This window comes from Mycolicibacter terrae, assembly GCF_010727125.1.
GTDB lineage: Bacteria > Actinomycetota > Actinomycetes > Mycobacteriales > Mycobacteriaceae > Mycobacterium > Mycobacterium terrae.
The window spans coordinates 1,375,045-1,391,765 of the sequence record NZ_AP022564.1 but is presented as its reverse complement, the minus strand read 5'-3'; the positions used below and the strand labels follow the sequence as shown (position 1 = coordinate 1,391,765).

The window sequence follows — 16,721 nt, the reverse complement described above, 5'->3', positions numbered from 1 at the left end:
GATCTGCTCAGGCCGCTGCTCCGCCGCCGTCGGCGTGCAGGGTCGATCCGGTGATGAAGCTGGACCGCGGCGAGGCGAGGAACAGCACGGCTTCGGCGATCTCGGTGGCCTGTGCGGTGCGCCCGAGCGGAAGGGCCCGGCCCAGCTCGTCGTTGACGTCCCCCCATTCGGCGACCACTCCCTCGGTGGCGGTCGGCCCCGGCGCAACGCTGTTGACCCGGACGCCGCGCGGGCCGAACTCGGCGGCCCAGGTACGCGTCAGCGACTCCAATGCGGCTTTGGAGGCGCTGTAGCTCGACGCACCGGCAACGCCCTTGAAGGCGACCATGCTGGTGACGTTGACGATGCTGCCGCGACCACGACGCATCATCCCCGGCGCCAAGGCTGCGACCAGGAAATAGGCGCCGCGCACGTTGGTGTCGAACGTCGACTCGAACGACGCCACGTCCTGCTCCACGGTCAGCGCGCCGGGGAAACTGGCGGCGTTGTTGACCACGATGTCGACGCCGCCGTCGCCGCATTGCCGCACCAACGATCTCACCGAATCGAGGTCGGCAAGATCGGCGGCCACGAATCGCACCCCGGCACCGAGTTCGGCGACCGCGGCGGCGCCACGCTGCGTCGAGCGGCCGGTGATGATCACCTGGGCGCCGTGTCGCGCCAGCAGCCGCGCGGACTCGAGCCCGATGCCCGCGGTCCCGCCGGTCACCAACGCGGTCTGGCCGGTCAGCTCGTTCACTGGTTCGCCAGCCAATCGGCCAGGCGGGTGGACGTCAGCGTCGCGTCGTCGCCGGTGACCAGGCCGGTGTCGCCGACCTTGGTGCCGAAGTAGACCGCCGCCGGGTCGACGACGATCGGGAGGTTCTCCCCGCGGTGGGCCAACGCCAGGCCCGCCATGTCGGCGAAGGTCATCTTCTCCGGACCGCCGACGTTGACGATCCCGTCGACCGGGGCTGCCTGGGCGGCGCGGGCCACCTCGGCGGCCACGTCGGCGCCGGCGATCGGCTGGATCAGACCTTCGGGCACCCGGACTTCGCCGTTGACGGTCAGCGACGCGGTGATGGCGTCGGCGAACTCGTGAAACTGGGTGGCGCGGACGATCGTGTAAGGCAGTCCGGACTCGGCGATGATGCGTTCTTGCGCGACCTTGGCGCGCATATAGCCGCTGTCGGGCAGGCCGTCGCAGTTGACGATGGACAGCGCGACGTAGTTGCCGACGTCGGCGGCCTTGGCCGCGGCCACCAGGTTGGTGGCGGACTTGGTGAAGAACTCCAGCACCGGGCCGTCGGCGAAGTCCGGCGAGTTGACCACGTCGACCAGCACGTCGGCACCCGACAGCGCTTCGGCCAGGCCATTGCCGGTAAGCACATCGACACCCGAGTTGCGGGCGGCCGCCACCGTCTCGTGGCCGGCAGCGCGCAGCAGCTCGACGACCTTGGTGCCGATCTGCCCGCTGGCACCTATCACAGTGATCTTCATCCTCGACACATCCTCTCGGTAAACACAGTTTCGATACCTCGACACTGGCACCGCACCGCCCGTGGGGAAACCCCGGAAAATCCGTAGTCTGAGCGCGCGACCCCGGGGTCGGGACCCGGCTCAGCGGCCGACGGCGGTGTCGCGCAGCTCCCGGCGCGAGCGGATGCCCAGCTTGGCGAAGACCTTGCGCAGGTGCCATTCGACGGTGTGGGCGCTGATGAACAGCTGCGCCCCGATCTCGACATTGGTCAAGCCGGCACCGGCCAACTCGGCGATCTGCTGCTCCTGCGGTGTCATCACGTCACCGCCGGCCACGGCCCGGCCGCTGACCTTCTCCCCGAGCGCCTGCAGTTCGCGGCGGGTGCGCTGCGCGAACGCCTGCGCCCCGAATCCGGTGAACATCTCATGCGCCGTGCGCAGCTGCGTGCGGGCATCGCCGCGCCGCTTCTCCCGACGAAGCCATTCCCCGTACACCAGGTGCGCGCGCGCCAACTCCACGGCGATCCGGGTTCGACCCAGCCGCTCAACGGCCTCGACGTAGTGGTCCTCGACGATCGACCCCTTGCCCAGCAGCGCCCGCGACCGGGCCAGCACGCCGAGGCCCCAGTCCGTTCCGCTCACCGTGGTTCGTTCCTCGAGCTGCGTCAGCGCGTGCGCGGCCAGCGATGGCTCGCCGGCACGAACGCCGGACTCCACCAGTTCGACCAGGTTCCATCCGTAGATGCCGAGATCTTCATAACCGCCCGTTCGGCGCAGCGCCTCAACCGCCGACTGGTAACGGCCCAGCCCGTTGTACAACACCGCGGCGGCGTAGCCGATCAGGGCGATGATCCGGCCCTCCCCGCGGGCGGCTCCGCTGCGTTCGGCGGTGTCGATCAGCACGCGCGCCTCGGCTTCATCGCCCGTCCACGCGGCCAGCGCCAACGCGTGGTAGCGCACCGGCGTCTGACCGGCCGCTGCGGTCAACGCGTCGGCATCGGCGATCAGCGCCCGTGCCGCGCTGAATTCACCCGCCTGCACGTGAACGCCGGCCCGGGTTGCCAACGCGGTGGGCAGCATGCCCAGCGCACCGCTGTCGGTCGCAACCCGCACCGCGTCGTTCGCGATCCGATACCAGGACTCGTCATCCCACAGGTCGTGCACGGCGGCCTCGTATCCGGCCGGAAACGCTTGCCAAGACCAGGTGTCCGGGGTGAGCGCGGTGATCGCCGCACGCAGCGGCGCCACACCGGCCCGCGGGCCCGCGCTGATTCGGGTGGTCAGCGCCCGCAACAACAGATCAGCCGGACGTCCCGAGTCCCCCGGCGAGCCGGCCGCCAGTACCGCCGCGGTGTGGTTGCGTACGTGTTCCCCGAACGCCCGGCCAGCGTACATCGCGGCGCTGACCGCCTCCAACAACGTCTCCTGCGCCATTACCGGATCAAGCGATTCCAAATGGCTTGCCGCACTGAAGAACTGGTGGACCGAATCGAGAATGGCGCGGGCGTGCCCGCTGCCCCTCCCCTGGGTGAAACCCAATTGCGCCCGCATCCGGGCCAGCCGGGCGCGCTGCAGCTCGTCCAACGGCGCCAGCTCGGCGATGGCCAGCAGCTCACCGGCGGCATCGATTTCGCCCACGGCGCGCTTGGCCTCGGCGGCATTGAGCGCGCGGGACCCTCGCCGCGTCGCATCGGGGGTGAGTTCGGTGGCGCGAGCCAAAAACGCTGCCGCGGCAGCGGTCCCGCCACGCAGCGCCGCCCGGTCGGCGGAGCGTTCCAGCTCCGCGGCGACCGATTCGTCGGCGGCCGCCGCGGCGTGAGCACGATGCCAGGCGCGCCGGTCGGGGTCGTGCGCCGGGTCGGTGGCCTGCGCCAAGGCGCGGTGCGCCTCCCGGCGGTCCTCGAGGTTCGCAGCGCGGTAGATGGCCGAGCGCACCAGCGGATGGCGGAACCGGACCCGTGCACCGACTTCGATCAGGCCCGCCTCCTCGGCCGGGGCCATCGCCGCGGCAGGCAGGCCCAGCTCCCGGGCCGCCCCCAACAGCAGCGTCACATCACCCACCGGCTCCGCGGCGGCCACCAGCATGAGCCGTTGGGTCTCGTCGGGCAGCACGCCGATCCTGCCCAGGTAGTGGCGTTCGATCTGACCCGCCACCGGCACCACGTCCGGCCGGTAGTAGCCGCCGGCCAGCTCGGACGCGGACAGCCCCCGCGGCAGCTCGAGCAGTGCCAGCGGGTTGCCATGGGTCTCGGCGACGATCCGGTCGGCGACCTGGGGATCGATCCGGCCCGGCAACGCCGATTCCAGCAGGGCACGTGCCTCGGTGTCGGGCAGGCCGCGCAGCATGAGTTTCGGCAGCCCGGTCAGGCCGTCGACGGGGTGGCGCAGCGCGCACACCAGCGCGATGGGTTCGGCCAGCAGCCGACGCGCCACGAACCCCAAGGTCTGAGCCGAGACCCGGTCCAACCACTGGGCATCGTCGATGAGGCAGAGGACCGGTTGCCGGCCGGCCTTCGCGGCCAGCAGCCCGAGCACCGCCAGTCCGACCAGAAACCGGTCGGGGGTGGATCCGGTGCTCACACCGAAGGCGATGTCCAACGCGGTGCGCTGCGGGTCGGGCAGCTGGTCCAGGCTCTCGGCCAGCGGCGCGCACAGCTGTTGCAGCCCGGCGAACGCGAGTTCCATATCGGATTCCACGCCTGCCGCCCGGACCACGTGGAAACCCCGAGCGGATTCGACCAGGTAGTCCAGCAGCGCCGTCTTGCCGATCCCGGCCTCGCCGCGCAGGACCAGCACCTGACTGTGGCCGGTTCGGGCCGCGGCAAGCAGTTCCCGCAGGTGGCCGCATTCGACGTCCCGACCACGCAGGCCGGCCGGCTCGCGGGCAGACGCGAAAGCCCCCGGCACGTCAGTCGTGCGGGGGCTTTTGCGTCTGCTCACGCAGAAGAAATTAACCCTTGCGGGCCTTGACCGCCTCGGTCAGCTGCGGGGCGACCTTGAACAGGTCCCCGACGATGCCGTAATCGGCGATCTCGAAGATCGGCGCTTCCTCGTCCTTGTTGACCACCACGATGGTCTTGGACGTCTGCATGCCGGCCCGGTGCTGGATCGCGCCGGAGATGCCCAACGCGATGTAGAGCTGCGGCGAGACCGTCTTGCCGGTCTGGCCGATCTGGAACTGGCCCGGGTAGTAACCCGAGTCCACCGCGGCACGCGAGGCGCCCACGGCCGCACCGAGCGAGTCGGCCAGCTCCTCGACCACCGAGAAGCTCTCCGCGCTGCCGACACCGCGACCGCCGGCCACCACGATGGGGGCCTCGGTGAGTTCCGGACGGTCACCGGCCACCGCGGGCTCACGCGAGGTGATCTTGGTGGCGGAGTCTGCGGCTGCGGGCACCTCCACGGTGACCTGCTCGCCCGCACCGGCGCTCGGGGCCGGCTCCACAGCGCCCGCCCGCACGGTGATCACCGGAGTCTCCCCGGTGGGCTCGGCGTCGACGGTATAGGCACCGCCGAAGATGGAGTGCACCACCTTGGCGCCCTCCTTGACCTCCACCACGTCGACCAGCAGACCGGATCCGATCCGGGCCGCCAGCCGGCCGGCGACCTCTTTGCCGTCGGCGTTGGCGGCGATCAGCACCGCGGCCGGGGTCGCCGATTCGGTGAGCGCGGCAAGGACGTCGACGGTCGGGGTGACCAGGTAGTTCTCCACCACGTCGGACTCGGCGACGTAGATCTTCGCGGCGCCGGCCTCCTTCAGCCCGTCGACCAGCGGGGCGGCGGTGCCCGGGGCACCGACGACGACCGCGGACGGTTCGCCGAGCACTCGCGCGGCGGTGATCAGTTCGGAGCTGACCTTCTTCAGGGCTCCTTCGGCGTGCTCGACGAGCACCAGTACTTCAGCCATATTTGTCTTCGTCTTTCTCTAAGTCCGGGGATCGCCTAGATGATCTTCTGGGCAACCAGGTACTCGGCGATCTTGGTGCCGCCGTCGCCCTCGTCGGTCACCTTCTCGCCGGCCGTCTTCGGCGGCTTCGGTGTCGAAGCAGTCACCTTGGACCCGGCGTTGGCGACACCGACCTCGTCACCCTCGACCCCGATCTCCGCCAGGGTGAGCACGGTGACTTCCTTCTTCTTGGCGGCCATGATGCCCTTGAAGGACGGGAAACGCGGCTCGTTGATCTTCTCGTTGACGCTCACCACCGCCGGCAGCGACGCCTCCAGGGTGAACACGCCGTCGTCCGTCTCGCGTTCGCCGGTGACCTTGCCGCCCTCGACGGTCAGCTTGCGCAGGTGGGTCAGCTGCGGCAAGCCCAGGTACTCGGCGATGATCGCCGGAACCGCGCCGCCGACACCGTCGGTGGACTCGTTGCCGGCGATGACCAGCTCGGTGCCCTCGATGGCGCCCAGTGCCCGGGCCAGCGCCCAGCCGGTCTGCACGACGTCGGAACCCTTCATGCCGTCGTCGAGGAGGTGAACGGCCTTGTCGGCTCCCATCGACAGCGCCTTGCGGATCGCCTCGGTGGCCCGCTCGGGACCGGCGGTCAGCACGGTGACCGTGCCCTCCGCGCCTTCCTTCTCCCGAATCAGCAGCGCCTCTTCGACGGCCCGCTCGTTGATCTCGTCGAGCACCGCGTCGGCGGCGTCACGGTCCAGCGTGAAGTCATCGTCGCTGAGCTTGCGCTCCGACCAGGTGTCTGGGACCTGTTTGATCAGGACCACGATGTTCGTCATGAGTGTGGTTAGTCCTCCTCGAAGGGGTCCTGCGACGGCCGGCCGCAGGACTGGGTCACGATTCACGCAGCCGCACGGCAATGTTACTGATGGGTAACTTAGTGCGGTTCGCGTGTACAGAGTAGCGGGTCGTGATAGAGCCACTGCGGGGTAGCCGGTTCGTGTAACGCACGGTTCGGGTTAGCCTGCCTAGGCAATGAAATCCACTGAGGGTCCCGACTCCCCCGCCGACACCACCCTGGTGCTGACCGGCGAGCGGACCATTCCCGGGCTCGACGTCGAGAACTACTGGTTCCGCCGCCACGAGGTCGTCTATGAACAGCTGGCGCCGCGCTGTGCCGGCCTCGACGTGCTGGAGGCCGGCTGCGGCGAGGGTTACGGCGCCGATCTGATCGCCCGCGCGGCCCGCCGGGTGATCGGCTTGGACTACGACGACGCCGCGGTGGCGCATGTGCGCGCCCGCTATCCGCGGGTGGAGGCCATCCAGGGCAATCTCGCCGCGCTGCCGCTGCCCGACGCCGCGGTGGACGTCGTCGTCAATTTTCAGGTCATCGAGCACCTGTGGGACCAGGCGCAGTTCATCGCCGAGTGCGCCCGCGTGTTGCGTCCCGGCGGACTGCTGATGATCTCCACCCCCAACCGGATCACCTTCTCCCCCGGCCGCGACACCCCGATCAACCCGTTCCACACCCGCGAGCTCAACGCCGCCGAGCTGACGGCGCTGCTCGTCGACGGCGGATTCGAAATGGACGGGGTTTACGGCGTCTTTCACGGGCCGGCACTGCGGGAGATGGACGCCCGGCACGGCGGCTCGATCATCGACGCCCAGATCGAACGCGCGCTGGCCGACGCGCCGTGGCCAGACGAACTGACCCGCGACGTCGCCGCGGTGCGCACCGCGGACTTCGAGATCGTCGAGGACGGCCGGGCGCACGACAGCCCGGATATCGATGACAGTCTGGATCTGGTCGCGATCGCGGTGCGGCCGTGACCCAGAAGCCCAGCAGCGATGCGGTGCCGGGCCAGTTCACCCTGGTGCTGCACACCCACCTACCCTGGCTGGCCCACCACGGCCGTTGGCCCGTCGGTGAGGAGTGGCTCTACCAGTCCTGGTCGGCGGCGTACCTGCCGCTGATGCGGGTGCTGCGGACATTGGCCGCCGAGGGCCGGCGCAACCTGCTCACCCTCGGGGTGACGCCGGTGGTCGCCGCCCAACTCGACGATCCCTACTGCCTCGACGGCATGCACCACTGGCTGGCGAACTGGCAGCTGCGCGCCACCCAGGCCACCACGCTGGCGGACCTGCGCGACTTCGGCCGGCACGAATGCGCCGCGGCCGAGCAGGCCCTCCAGGAGTTCTCGCTGCTGTGGCGACACGGTGCCAGCCCACTGCTGCGCGAACTGGCTCAGGCCGGCACCGTCGAACTGCTCGGCGGCCCGCTGGCCCACCCGTTCCAGCCCCTGCTGGCGCCGCGACTGCGGGAGTTCGCGCTGCGCGAGGGGCTGGCCGACGCCCAGGCGCGACTGGCCCACACCCCCGCGGGGATCTGGGCGCCGGAATGTGCGTACGCGCCCGGCCTCGAGCACGGCTACGCCGCGGCCGGGGTGTCGCACTTCATGGTCGACGGGCCGTCGCTGCACGGCGACACCGCGCTGGGCCGTCCGGTCGGCGAGACCGACGTGATCGCGTTCGGCCGCGACCTGCAGGTCAGCTATCGGGTGTGGTCGCCGAAGTCCGGATACCCGGGACACGGCGCCTACCGGGACTTTCACACCTACGACCATCGCACCGGTCTCAAACCGTCCCGAGTCACCGGCCGCAACGTCGACCCCGACCACAAGGCGCCCTACGACCCGCAGCGCGCCGAGGCGGCAGTCGACGCCCACGTCGCCGATTTCGTCGAGGTGGTCCGCAACCGGCTCCGGCGCGAATCCGAACGCATCGGCCGCCCCGCCCACGTGGTCGCCGCGTTCGACACCGAACTGTTCGGCCACTGGTGGTACGAGGGACCGCTGTGGCTGGCCCGGGTGCTGCGGGCGCTGCCGGAGGCCGGGGTTCGTGTCGGCACCCTGTCCGACGCGATCAACGCCGGGTTCGTCGGCGATGCGGTCGAACTACCCCCCGGCTCGTGGGGGTCGGGCAAGGATTGGCAGGTGTGGTCCGGCGAGAAGGTCGCCGACCTGGTGCAGTTGAACACCGAGGTGGTCGACACCGCGCTGGGCGCCGTCGACAAGGCCGTGGCGCAGACGGCGCCGTCGGGCCCCGCTCCCCGCGACCGGGTCGCCGATCAGATCCTGCGGGAGGCATTGCTGACGGTGTCCAGTGACTGGCCGTTCATGGTGAGCAAGGACTCCGCCGCCGACTACGCCCGCTACCGGGCGCAGCTGCACGCCCACGCCACCCGGGAGATCGCCGAGGCACTGGCGTCGGGGCATCGCGACGCGGCCGAACGGCTCGCCGAGGGATGGAATCGGGCGGACGGTCTGTTCGGCGCGCTGGATGCCCGTAGGCTGCCACGGTGACCCCCCTCCCGCGCGACCGTGCGTGTCACGGGCGCGACACGCCGCGATACGAGCGTCTCTGCGCACGCTCGCGCCGACCGCGCCGACCGCGCCGACAAGGAACAGCCGCGTGAAGATCCTGATGGTGTCGTGGGAATACCCACCGGTGGTGATCGGCGGGTTGGGCCGGCACGTCCACCACCTGTCGACCGCGCTGGCCGCCGCCGGGCACGACGTCGTCGTGCTGGCCCGACGGCCTTCGGGTACCGACCCGAGCACCCACCCCCTGTCGGACGAGATCAGCGAGGGCGTGCGGGTCGTCGCCGCGGCTCAGGATCCGCACGAGTTCTCCTTCGGCGACGACATGATGGCCTGGACCCTGGCGATGGGTCACTCGATGGTGCGCGCCGGACTGTCCTTGAAGACCGACGGCGGCCAGACGTCCTGGCGCCCCGACCTGGTGCACGCCCACGACTGGCTGGTCGCACACCCGGCGATCGCGCTGGCCGAATTCTACGATGTGCCTTTGGTTTCCACGATCCATGCCACTGAGGCCGGTCGACACTCCGGCTGGGTGTCAGGCCGGCTGAGCCGGCAGGTGCACGCGGTGGAATCGTGGCTGGTGCGCGAGTCAGACTCCTTGATCACGTGTTCGGCCTCCATGCGCGACGAGATCGCCGACCTGTTCGGCCCCGGGCTGGCCGAAACCACCGTGATCCCCAACGGAATCGACGCCGCACGTTGGCCGTTCGCACGCCGCCGGCCCCGCACCGGCCCGCCGGAACTGCTGTTCGTCGGGCGGCTCGAGTACGAGAAGGGCGTACACGACGCCATCGCGGCACTGCCGCGGATCCGGCGGGTACACCCGGGCACGACGCTGACTGTCGCCGGCGACGGCACCCAACAGGACTGGCTGATCGAGTGCGCCCGAAAACACCGGGTGCTCAAAGCAACCCGCTTCGTGGGGCGGCTGGACCATGACGAGCTACTGGCACAGCTTCATTCCGCAGACGCCGCCGTGCTGCCCAGTCATTACGAGCCGTTCGGGCTGGCCGCACTGGAGGCCGCCGCCGCCGGTACCCCGCTGGTGGCATCGAACGTCGGCGGCCTTGGTGAGGCGGTGATCGACGGTGACACCGGTATGTCGTGCCCGCCGCGCGACGTGCCTGCGCTGGCCTCGGCGGTGTGCGCGGTGCTCGACGACCCGGCCGCGGCGCAGCACCGCGCCGTGGCCGCCCGGGACCGGCTCAGCGCGGACTTCGACTGGCACACCGTCGCCGACGGGACCGCACAGGTGTACCTGGCCGCCAAACGCCGCGAACGCGAACCACAACCGCGCCGGCCGATCATCGAACACGCGCTGCCGGACCGGTAGCCACTCGCGTGTGGGACCGTTTCGCCGCCGTAGTCACGCACCGTCGTTCGTGGCTGGTGGCACTTGCGGTCCTCGCCGCCTCTGCCGCGCTGATGGCGTTGGGCGGTGCCACCACCGACGCCACCTCATCGCCCACCCTGCTGCCCGGGGCCTCGGAGTCCGCCGAAGCCGACGCGGCGCAGCGCGAGTTCCCCGGTGGTGACCAGGCGACGGCGATCCTGGTCGTCACCCGCCGAGACGGCTCGGCTTTGACGCAGGCCGACCTGGCGGCGGTCGCGCAGGCACACGAGCGGATGCAGAAGGTTCCGCAGGCACTACCCGGTGCGACAGCTCCGGTAGCGGTCTCCGCCGACGCCAAAGCGGCGATCGCCACCGCGCAGTTGAGCACTGCGCTCTCCGGATTCGCGCTCCGCGACGCGGTGCAGGCGCTGCGGTCGGCGGTGACCGGCGGGTTGCCCGGCCAGCTCGCCGGCCACGTCACCGGCGGTCCCGCGTTCGGCGCCGACATCGCCGACGCCTTCTCCGGCGCCAACGTCACCTTGCTGGCGGTGACCGCGCTGGTGGTGGCCCTGCTGTTGATCGTCACCTACCGCTCACCGGTGCTGTGGCTGCTGCCGCTGTTGAGCGTCGCGTTCGCCGACCGGGTCGCCACCGTGGTGGGCGGCCTGATCGCCGGCGCGACCGGGGTCACCTTCGACGGCTCGACGTCCGGGATCACCAGCGTGCTGGTGTTCGGCGCCGGCACGAACTACGCCCTGCTGCTGATCTCCCGCTACCGCGAGGAGTTGCGCCGATGCGCCGACCACCGCGGCGCACTGCGTGCCGCCGTCCGCGCCGCCGGCGCGGCCATTCTGGCCAGCAACGCCACCGTCGTGCTGGCCCTGCTGACCCTGATCGCCGCGAGCATTCCGAGCACCCGCAGCCTGGGGATCTGCGCGGCCTGCGGACTAATCGTGGCGGCGGTGTTCGTGCTGTTCGTTCTCCCCCCGCTGCTGGCGTTGTGCGGACGAAACATCTTCTGGCCGTTCATTCCCCGTGTCGGTGAGAATGCGACGGACACCGGCTGGCGCCGGGTGGCCGATATGGTGGGCCGTCGGCCGGTCCCGGTCTGCGGGATCGCGGTGGTGCTGCTGGCGCTGCTGACGACCGGGCTGCTGGGCACTCGGATCGGCCTTTCCCAAACCGATCAGTTCCGGGTCCGAGCCGACTCGGTGACCGGCTTCCAGACGCTGGCCGAACACTTCCCGGGCGGCGCGTCCGACCCGACGGTCGTCATCGGTGCCACCGCCCGCACGGCGCAACTGCGCGAGGCCATCACGGGTGTCCCCGGGGTGACGTCGGCGGTCCCCACCGGCCTGTCGCCGGCCGGCTCGACTCGGTGGTCGGTCGTGATCGACGCCGCACCGTCGACCGACAGGGCATTCGACACCGTCACGGCACTGCGGGAGTCGGTCCGGGCCGTGGACCCCGGTGCGCTGGTCGGCGGCGCCGACGCCCAGGCGCTCGACATCCGCAACGCCGCAGACCGCGACCGCCGGGTGTTGATCCCGGCGATCCTGGTGGTCGTCCTGGTGGTGCTCTACGCGCTGCTGCGCGCCGCGCTGGCGCCACCGGTGCTGGTCGCCGCGACCGTGCTCAGCGCGCTGGCCGCACTCGGTCTGGGCGGCTGGGCCAGCATCCACCTGTTCGGCTTCCCCGCACTGGACAACAGCACACCGCTGTTCGCGTTCCTGTTCCTGGTCGCGCTCGGCGTCGACTACACCATCTTCCTGGTGACTCGTGGCCGCGAGGAGAGCGCCGGGCACGGGACCCGTGACGGCATGGTGGCCGCGGTCGCCGCCACCGGCGGCGTGATCACCAGCGCCGGAATCGTTCTGGCGGCGGTGTTCTGCGTGCTCGGTGTGCTGCCGCTGATCGTGCTGACCCAGTTGGGCATCATCGTCGGGATCGGGATCCTGTTGGACACATTCGTGGTGCGCACCCTGGTCATCCCGGCGTTGTTCACCCTGATCGGCGACCGGATCTGGTGGCCGTCAAGGCCCTCGGGCGGCCGCGAATGAGGAGCCGCGCCGCCATCCTGCGGCGCTATGGCGCCCCCTGGTCGATCGAGGAGTTCGAGCTCGATCCGCCACGTGCCGGCGAGGTCCTGGTCCAGCTGGCGGCGGCGGGGCTGTGTCATTCCGACGAACACATCCGCCAAGGGCACCTGGCCGGCCCGTCGCAGCAGTCGCCGACGGCCCCGACGATCGGGGGCCACGAAGGCTCGGGAGTGGTCGTCGAGGTCGGGGACGGGGTCACCGGCCTCTCCCCCGGCGATCACGTGGTGACGTCGTTCGTCGCGGTGTGCGGACGGTGCCGTTGGTGCGCTTCGGGAATGGAGTACATCTGTGACGCCGGCGCGGGAACGATGTTGCCGGGCATGCCCACCGACGGGACCTTCCGACACCACGACCGCGACGGGCGGGATCTGGCGCACGTGTCGAAGATCGGTGCGTTCGCCGAGCACACCGTCGTCTCGGCGGCGTCGCTGGTCAAGATAGAACCGCAGCTGCCGCTGCTGCCCGCCGCCCTGCTGGCCTGCGCGGCGCCCACCGGATACGGATCGGCGGCCTATCGCGCCCGGGTGCGCGGCGGAGACACGGTCGTGGTCATCGGGGCGGGCGGCATCGGCATGGCCGCCGTGCAGGGGGCCCGTATCAGTGGGGCCGTCCGGATCGTCGCGGTGGACCCCGTTGCGCTCAAACGGGAGTCGGCACAGACGTTCGGCGCCACCCACACCGCGGCCACCGCAGCCGAGGCCTTCGAGTTGGTCGCCGAGTTGACCCGCGGTGTGATGGCCGACGCCGTGGTGGTGTCCCCGTCGATGATCGCCGACTCCGATGTCGAAGACGCGCTGCGGCTGACCCGCAAAGCGGGGAGGTGTGTGCTGACCGGAATGTCGGTGCAGGGCACCCGAACGGGTCTGGACCCGCAGGATCTGGTGCTGATGAACAAGAGCTTGTGCGGCACGGTCTTCGGGTCGTGCAACCCGCGGACCGACATCCCGCTGCTGGCCACGTTGTATGAGGCGGGACGACTGCAGCTCGACGAGATGATCACCAAGCGTTACCGTCTCGACGAGATCAACGACGCCTACGCCGATCTGACCGCCGGCACCTTGGTCAGGGGCGTCATCGACTTCGGCCTCGATTCGGCGACCACTATCGGGTGATCTCGAGCCCGTCGAGTGCCCCGGCGTCTCGCCAGGAACCCAGGATGTCGGCGTATTCGGTTGGGCTGCCGAAGAAGAAGCTGTCCTGACGCAGCCGGGCGTTCGCGTGACCCTCACGGTTGTAGTAGCCGGGGGTACACGCCTCGCGGCGGCCGGCGATGAACTCGGAGCGCTGCACCACGGTCTCGACCCAGCTCTGCTCGGCGGCCGCGGTGGCTTCCAGCGCGGTGATCCCCTGCTGCAGCGCCCGAGCGATCACCCAGGCCACGTGGCGCGACTGGGTGTCGATCAGATAGGGGAAGTTCACCGTGAACCCCGATTGGGCGATGCTCTCGATGAAGCAGTTCGGGAACCCATGGGTGTGCAGGCCGTGGAAGGTGCGCACCCCGTGGGCCCACTTGTCGGTCAGTGTCACACCGTTGCGGCCGATGACCTCGAATCCGGTGCGCCGGGAATAGTCGGTACCCACCTCGAAACCGGTCGCGAAAACCAGGCAGTCGAGCCGGTATTCGGTGCCGTCGACCACCGCACCGGCCCGGGTGATCCGCTCGACGCCGCGGCCGCGGGTATCGACCAGGGTGACGTTGGCACGGTTGAAGGCCTGCAGGTACTCGTCGTGGAAGCAGGGCCGTTTGCAGAAGTAGCCGTACCACGGCTTGAGGGCTTCGGCGGTGGCCGGATCGGTCACCAACTCCTCGACCCGGCCGCGGATCTCCTCCATCTTCACGAAGTCGGCCAGCTCGGCGCGGGCGGATTGGTCGACTGCTCCGCTGTCACCGGTGACGATCGGCAGCTTCTTGGTGAGGCTGGTCCAGGCGTCATCGACCAGGTCCTCGTCGGCGTCGCCGCCGGCGGTGAGGATCTGAAAGTTCTCCATGCGCCGCTGCTGCCAGCCGGGCTGCAGTTCCGCTGCCCACATCGGGTCGGTCGGCCGGTTACCCCGCACGTCCACCGTGGAGGGCGTGCGCTGGAAGACATCGAGATGCCCCGCCGCCTCGGCCAGCCGTGGCACGCACTGGATCGCGGTGGCACCGGTTCCGATGATTCCGACCCGCTTGTCGCCCAGGCGCTCCAAGGCGGTGCCGGTGTAGTCGTAATCCCAGCGGCTGGTGTGAAACGCCCGGCCGGCGAATTCGTCGAGCCCCGGGATGCCCGGCAGCTTCGGTTTCTGCAGGTATCCGTTGGCCATCGACACGAATCGGGCCCTGATCGCATCCCCGCGGTTGGTGGCTATGACCCAGCGCGATGTCGCGGGTTCCCAACGGATTTCAAGGACCTCGGTCTGCAGGCAGGCGTCGCGGTACAGGTCGTAATGGCCGGCGATGCGCCGGCAGTGCTCGAAGATCTCCGGCCCTTTGGCGTATTTCTCGCTGGGGACGTAGCCGAGCTCTTCCAGCAGCGGCATGTAGACGTAGGACTCCACGTCACAGGCGATGCCGGGATACCGATTCCAATACCAGGTGCCGCCCACGTCGGCCGCCTTGTCGATCAGCCGGATGCTGTGCACGCCGAGCTCGCGCAGCCGGGCGCCGGTCAGCAGTCCACCGAAGCCGGCGCCGACGATGGCGACGTCGACCTCGTCAAACAGCGGTTCCCGAGTGAAACCCGGATCGGCCCACGGATCGTCGGCGAACCTCGCGAAGCGACCCGCCACCTCGACGTACTGCTCGATGCCGTCGGTACGCAGCCGACGCTGACGCTCCCGGGAATACTTGTCGCGCAAAGCATCCGGGTCGAAGGCCACGTCCTGGCCATCCTGGCGGTCCGCCACGATCGAGGCACCTCCGGATCACAACCGGCCCAGCAATCCGCTCAGCATATAATCAATCAGTTGATCACATCAATGGGTGTCGAACAGGGTTCCCCGGATCAACCGCTTCGCGGCGGCCAGCGCCGCGTGATACGCCTCCGGCGAGCCGGTCGCGGCCAGCTCGGTCAGGCCGAAGACCAGCGCATAGGTGACCTCACCCGCGGCTTTCCGAACCGATCCGTGCTGACCGCCGGCATCGTCGACGATGCCGGTGATGATGTCGCGCAACGCCTCGAGTCCCACGTAGCCGGCCTCCCCCGGGTACACCCTGACCGCGCTCTGGGCCCGGATCGCCCACTCGAACGTGGCGAGGTCGGGATGCTCGCGCATCAGGTGACCGGACTCGTCGAGCACCGCCTCGATACGGTCGACCGCTGATCCCGGACGCTGGGCGGCCCGCCGCAACCGTGGCAGCGCGATTTCGGCGCGCGTGGCGATCGCCGCCGCCACCAATTCGGCCTTGTTGGGAAAATAGTTGTAGATGTTGGCGCTGGTGACCCCGGCCGTGCGGGCGATCTGGCGGATCGTCGTGCGCGAGTAGCCCAATTCGGCCACGCAGCGCATGGTGGCCGCGATGATCCGCTGCCGGGTCTGTTCGCCGACTGCGCCGACCGGGCGACCCAGTTGCGGTGTCGTCATGTGCGTATCCTCCCAGCGGCCCACCGGGGTCGCCGGCAACCGGCGCGGTGTTTGACCGGCCAGATCGCCGACGGCCATACTCCAGTGATCATGCCCCTCCCGCCCTCGTCACGGGGTCGGCCGGCCGGGACCACCGCCGACCAGACCCAACAGCGGATCATCGCCGCGGCGATCCGGTGTGTGGCCGAGGTCGGGTGTTCGGGCGCGACGATCCGCCAGATCGCGACCGCCGCGGAGATGACCAGCGGCAGCCTGTACCACCATTTTCCGAATAAGGCCGACCTGCTTGCCGAAGCCGTGGCCACCGCCCGCGGGATCGCACTGCCCCGGCTGCACGCCGCCGCGCGGCGCAGCGGCAACGTGGTGGATCGGCTTGTCGCAGTGCTCGACGAAGCCGACCGATTGGTGCGCGACCACCCCCACCTGGCCGCGTTCGATCGCGCGACCGGTGAGGTACCACCGTTGCGCGACGTCATCGGCGAGATCCTCACCGAAGCCAAGCACGGCGGGGCGCTGGCCTCCGGGGTCGGAGCCGAGGCTGCCGCGGACGCGGTGTACGCACTGACGCGCGGATTGACCGAGCAGAAAGCGCAGCTTTCCCCGGCCGCCTACCGCGCCACCCTGCGCTGCGCCGCAGATCTCCTGCGCGGCACATTGTTCTAAGCGTTTGCCGCGGCCGCGATTCCGATATCGATCCATTCGGCGAGCTGACGCCGGGAGCTCAGGTGCCCGGCATCGACATGGACCCAGCCGTGCATGGTCCGCCCTCCCATCTCCATGGGCTGCGCGGCGGTGGTCCGCAAGATCTCGCCGGCGCGGGCGGCACCGACCCGCACCAGCAGCCCGCCGTCGGCACTGGCGGCGACCGCGATCTTCCCGGCGACCAGGAACGCCAGTCCGCCGAACATCGCCTTTTCCAGCACCGGTGGGCCATCGGCGAACAGCTCCCGCACCCGGGAGGCCAGCTGGGCGTCGTAGGCCACTATGACCCC

General features: G+C 70.0%; 14 protein-coding genes. 6 read left to right on the top strand and 8 right to left on the bottom strand.

All coding sequences use genetic code 11. The annotated features are described in order from the left end of the window. Positions 1-7: 7 nt before the first annotated feature. From G6N23_RS06710 to G6N23_RS06690, 5 genes are all read right to left on the bottom strand, one after another. A complete protein-coding gene (locus tag G6N23_RS06710; protein WP_085262093.1) occupies positions 8-739 on the bottom strand; it encodes an SDR family NAD(P)-dependent oxidoreductase in 732 nt (243 codons plus the stop codon). Continuing rightward, the gene (locus G6N23_RS06705) at positions 736-1,479 is read right to left on the bottom strand and encodes an SDR family oxidoreductase (protein WP_085262092.1); all 744 of its coding nucleotides are present in this window, start codon (positions 1,477-1,479) and stop codon (positions 736-738) included. The genes G6N23_RS06710 and G6N23_RS06705 overlap by 4 nt, the downstream gene beginning before the upstream one ends. Positions 1,480-1,599: 120 nt before the next feature. Continuing rightward, a complete protein-coding gene (locus tag G6N23_RS06700; protein ID WP_407938364.1) occupies positions 1,600-4,398 on the bottom strand; it encodes an AAA family ATPase in 2,799 nt (932 codons plus the stop codon). A 10-nt stretch (positions 4,399-4,408) separates the two neighbouring features. Next, positions 4,409-5,365, bottom strand: coding sequence for an electron transfer flavoprotein subunit alpha/FixB family protein (locus G6N23_RS06695; RefSeq protein ID WP_085262091.1), 957 nt, complete (start codon positions 5,363-5,365; stop codon positions 4,409-4,411). Positions 5,366-5,400: 35 nt separating this feature from the next. Next, positions 5,401-6,192: an electron transfer flavoprotein subunit beta/FixA family protein gene (locus G6N23_RS06690; RefSeq protein WP_085262090.1), complete on the bottom strand. Its 792-nt coding sequence runs from the start codon at positions 6,190-6,192 to the stop codon at positions 5,401-5,403. Positions 6,193-6,388: 196 nt separating this feature from the next. On the opposite strand from G6N23_RS06690, the gene G6N23_RS06685 reads away from it, so the two are divergent. From G6N23_RS06685 to G6N23_RS06665, 5 genes are all read left to right on the top strand, one after another. After that, the gene (locus G6N23_RS06685; protein WP_085262089.1) at positions 6,389-7,183 is read left to right on the top strand and encodes a class I SAM-dependent methyltransferase; all 795 of its coding nucleotides are present in this window, start codon (positions 6,389-6,391) and stop codon (positions 7,181-7,183) included. Further along, entirely contained in the window at positions 7,180-8,715 is a 1,536-nt protein-coding gene (locus G6N23_RS06680; protein WP_085262088.1) for a 1,4-alpha-glucan branching protein domain-containing protein, read from the top strand. The genes G6N23_RS06685 and G6N23_RS06680 overlap by 4 nt, the downstream gene beginning before the upstream one ends. 109 nt (positions 8,716-8,824) lie before the next feature. After that, on the top strand, positions 8,825-10,069 hold the full coding sequence (locus tag G6N23_RS06675) for a glycosyltransferase family 4 protein (protein WP_085262087.1): 1,245 nt from the start codon (positions 8,825-8,827) through the stop codon (positions 10,067-10,069). An 8-nt stretch (positions 10,070-10,077) separates the two neighbouring features. Beyond that, on the top strand, positions 10,078-12,129 hold the full coding sequence (locus G6N23_RS06670) for an MMPL family transporter (RefSeq protein ID WP_085262086.1): 2,052 nt from the start codon (positions 10,078-10,080) through the stop codon (positions 12,127-12,129). Further along, positions 12,126-13,280: an NDMA-dependent alcohol dehydrogenase gene (locus tag G6N23_RS06665; RefSeq protein WP_085262267.1), complete on the top strand. Its 1,155-nt coding sequence runs from the start codon at positions 12,126-12,128 to the stop codon at positions 13,278-13,280. The genes G6N23_RS06670 and G6N23_RS06665 overlap by 4 nt, the downstream gene beginning before the upstream one ends. Here G6N23_RS06665 and G6N23_RS06660 read toward each other — a convergent pair. Then, on the bottom strand, positions 13,270-15,051 hold the full coding sequence (locus tag G6N23_RS06660; RefSeq protein ID WP_085262085.1) for a flavin-containing monooxygenase: 1,782 nt from the start codon (positions 15,049-15,051) through the stop codon (positions 13,270-13,272). The two genes, G6N23_RS06665 and G6N23_RS06660, sit on opposite strands and share 11 nt — an antisense overlap. Positions 15,052-15,120: 69 nt before the next feature. Continuing rightward, complete coding sequence (locus G6N23_RS06655; RefSeq protein ID WP_085262266.1) at positions 15,121-15,729, bottom strand: TetR/AcrR family transcriptional regulator; 609 nt, start codon at positions 15,727-15,729, stop codon at positions 15,121-15,123. 90 nt (positions 15,730-15,819) lie between these two features. Here G6N23_RS06655 and G6N23_RS06650 point away from each other — a divergent pair, with 90 nt between their 5' ends. Continuing rightward, positions 15,820-16,392 (top strand): TetR/AcrR family transcriptional regulator, encoded by a 573-nt coding sequence (locus tag G6N23_RS06650; RefSeq protein ID WP_085262265.1) that lies wholly within the window; start codon positions 15,820-15,822, stop codon positions 16,390-16,392. Here G6N23_RS06650 and G6N23_RS06645 read toward each other — a convergent pair. Further along, the gene (locus G6N23_RS06645) at positions 16,389-16,712 is read right to left on the bottom strand and encodes a TfoX/Sxy family protein (protein ID WP_085262084.1); all 324 of its coding nucleotides are present in this window, start codon (positions 16,710-16,712) and stop codon (positions 16,389-16,391) included. The genes G6N23_RS06650 and G6N23_RS06645 overlap by 4 nt on opposite strands. Positions 16,713-16,721 lie beyond the last annotated feature (9 nt).

Bases quoted from the DNA above. Each gene is read 5' to 3' on its own strand.
- G6N23_RS06695 (WP_085262091.1), bottom strand. From the start codon at position 5,365: ATGGCTGAAGTACTGGTGCTCGTCGAGCACGCCGAAGGAGCCCTGAAG.
- G6N23_RS06690 (WP_085262090.1), bottom strand. From the start codon at position 6,192: ATGACGAACATCGTGGTCCTGATCAAACAGGTCCCAGACACCTGGTCG.
- G6N23_RS06685 (WP_085262089.1), top strand. From the start codon at position 6,389: ATGAAATCCACTGAGGGTCCCGACTCCCCCGCCGACACCACCCTGGTG.
- G6N23_RS06655 (WP_085262266.1), bottom strand. From the start codon at position 15,729: ATGACGACACCGCAACTGGGTCGCCCGGTCGGCGCAGTCGGCGAACAG.
- G6N23_RS06705 (WP_085262092.1), bottom strand. From the start codon at position 1,479: ATGAAGATCACTGTGATAGGTGCCAGCGGGCAGATCGGCACCAAGGTC.
- G6N23_RS06665 (WP_085262267.1), top strand. From the start codon at position 12,126: ATGAGGAGCCGCGCCGCCATCCTGCGGCGCTATGGCGCCCCCTGGTCG.
- G6N23_RS06650 (WP_085262265.1), top strand. From the start codon at position 15,820: ATGCCCCTCCCGCCCTCGTCACGGGGTCGGCCGGCCGGGACCACCGCC.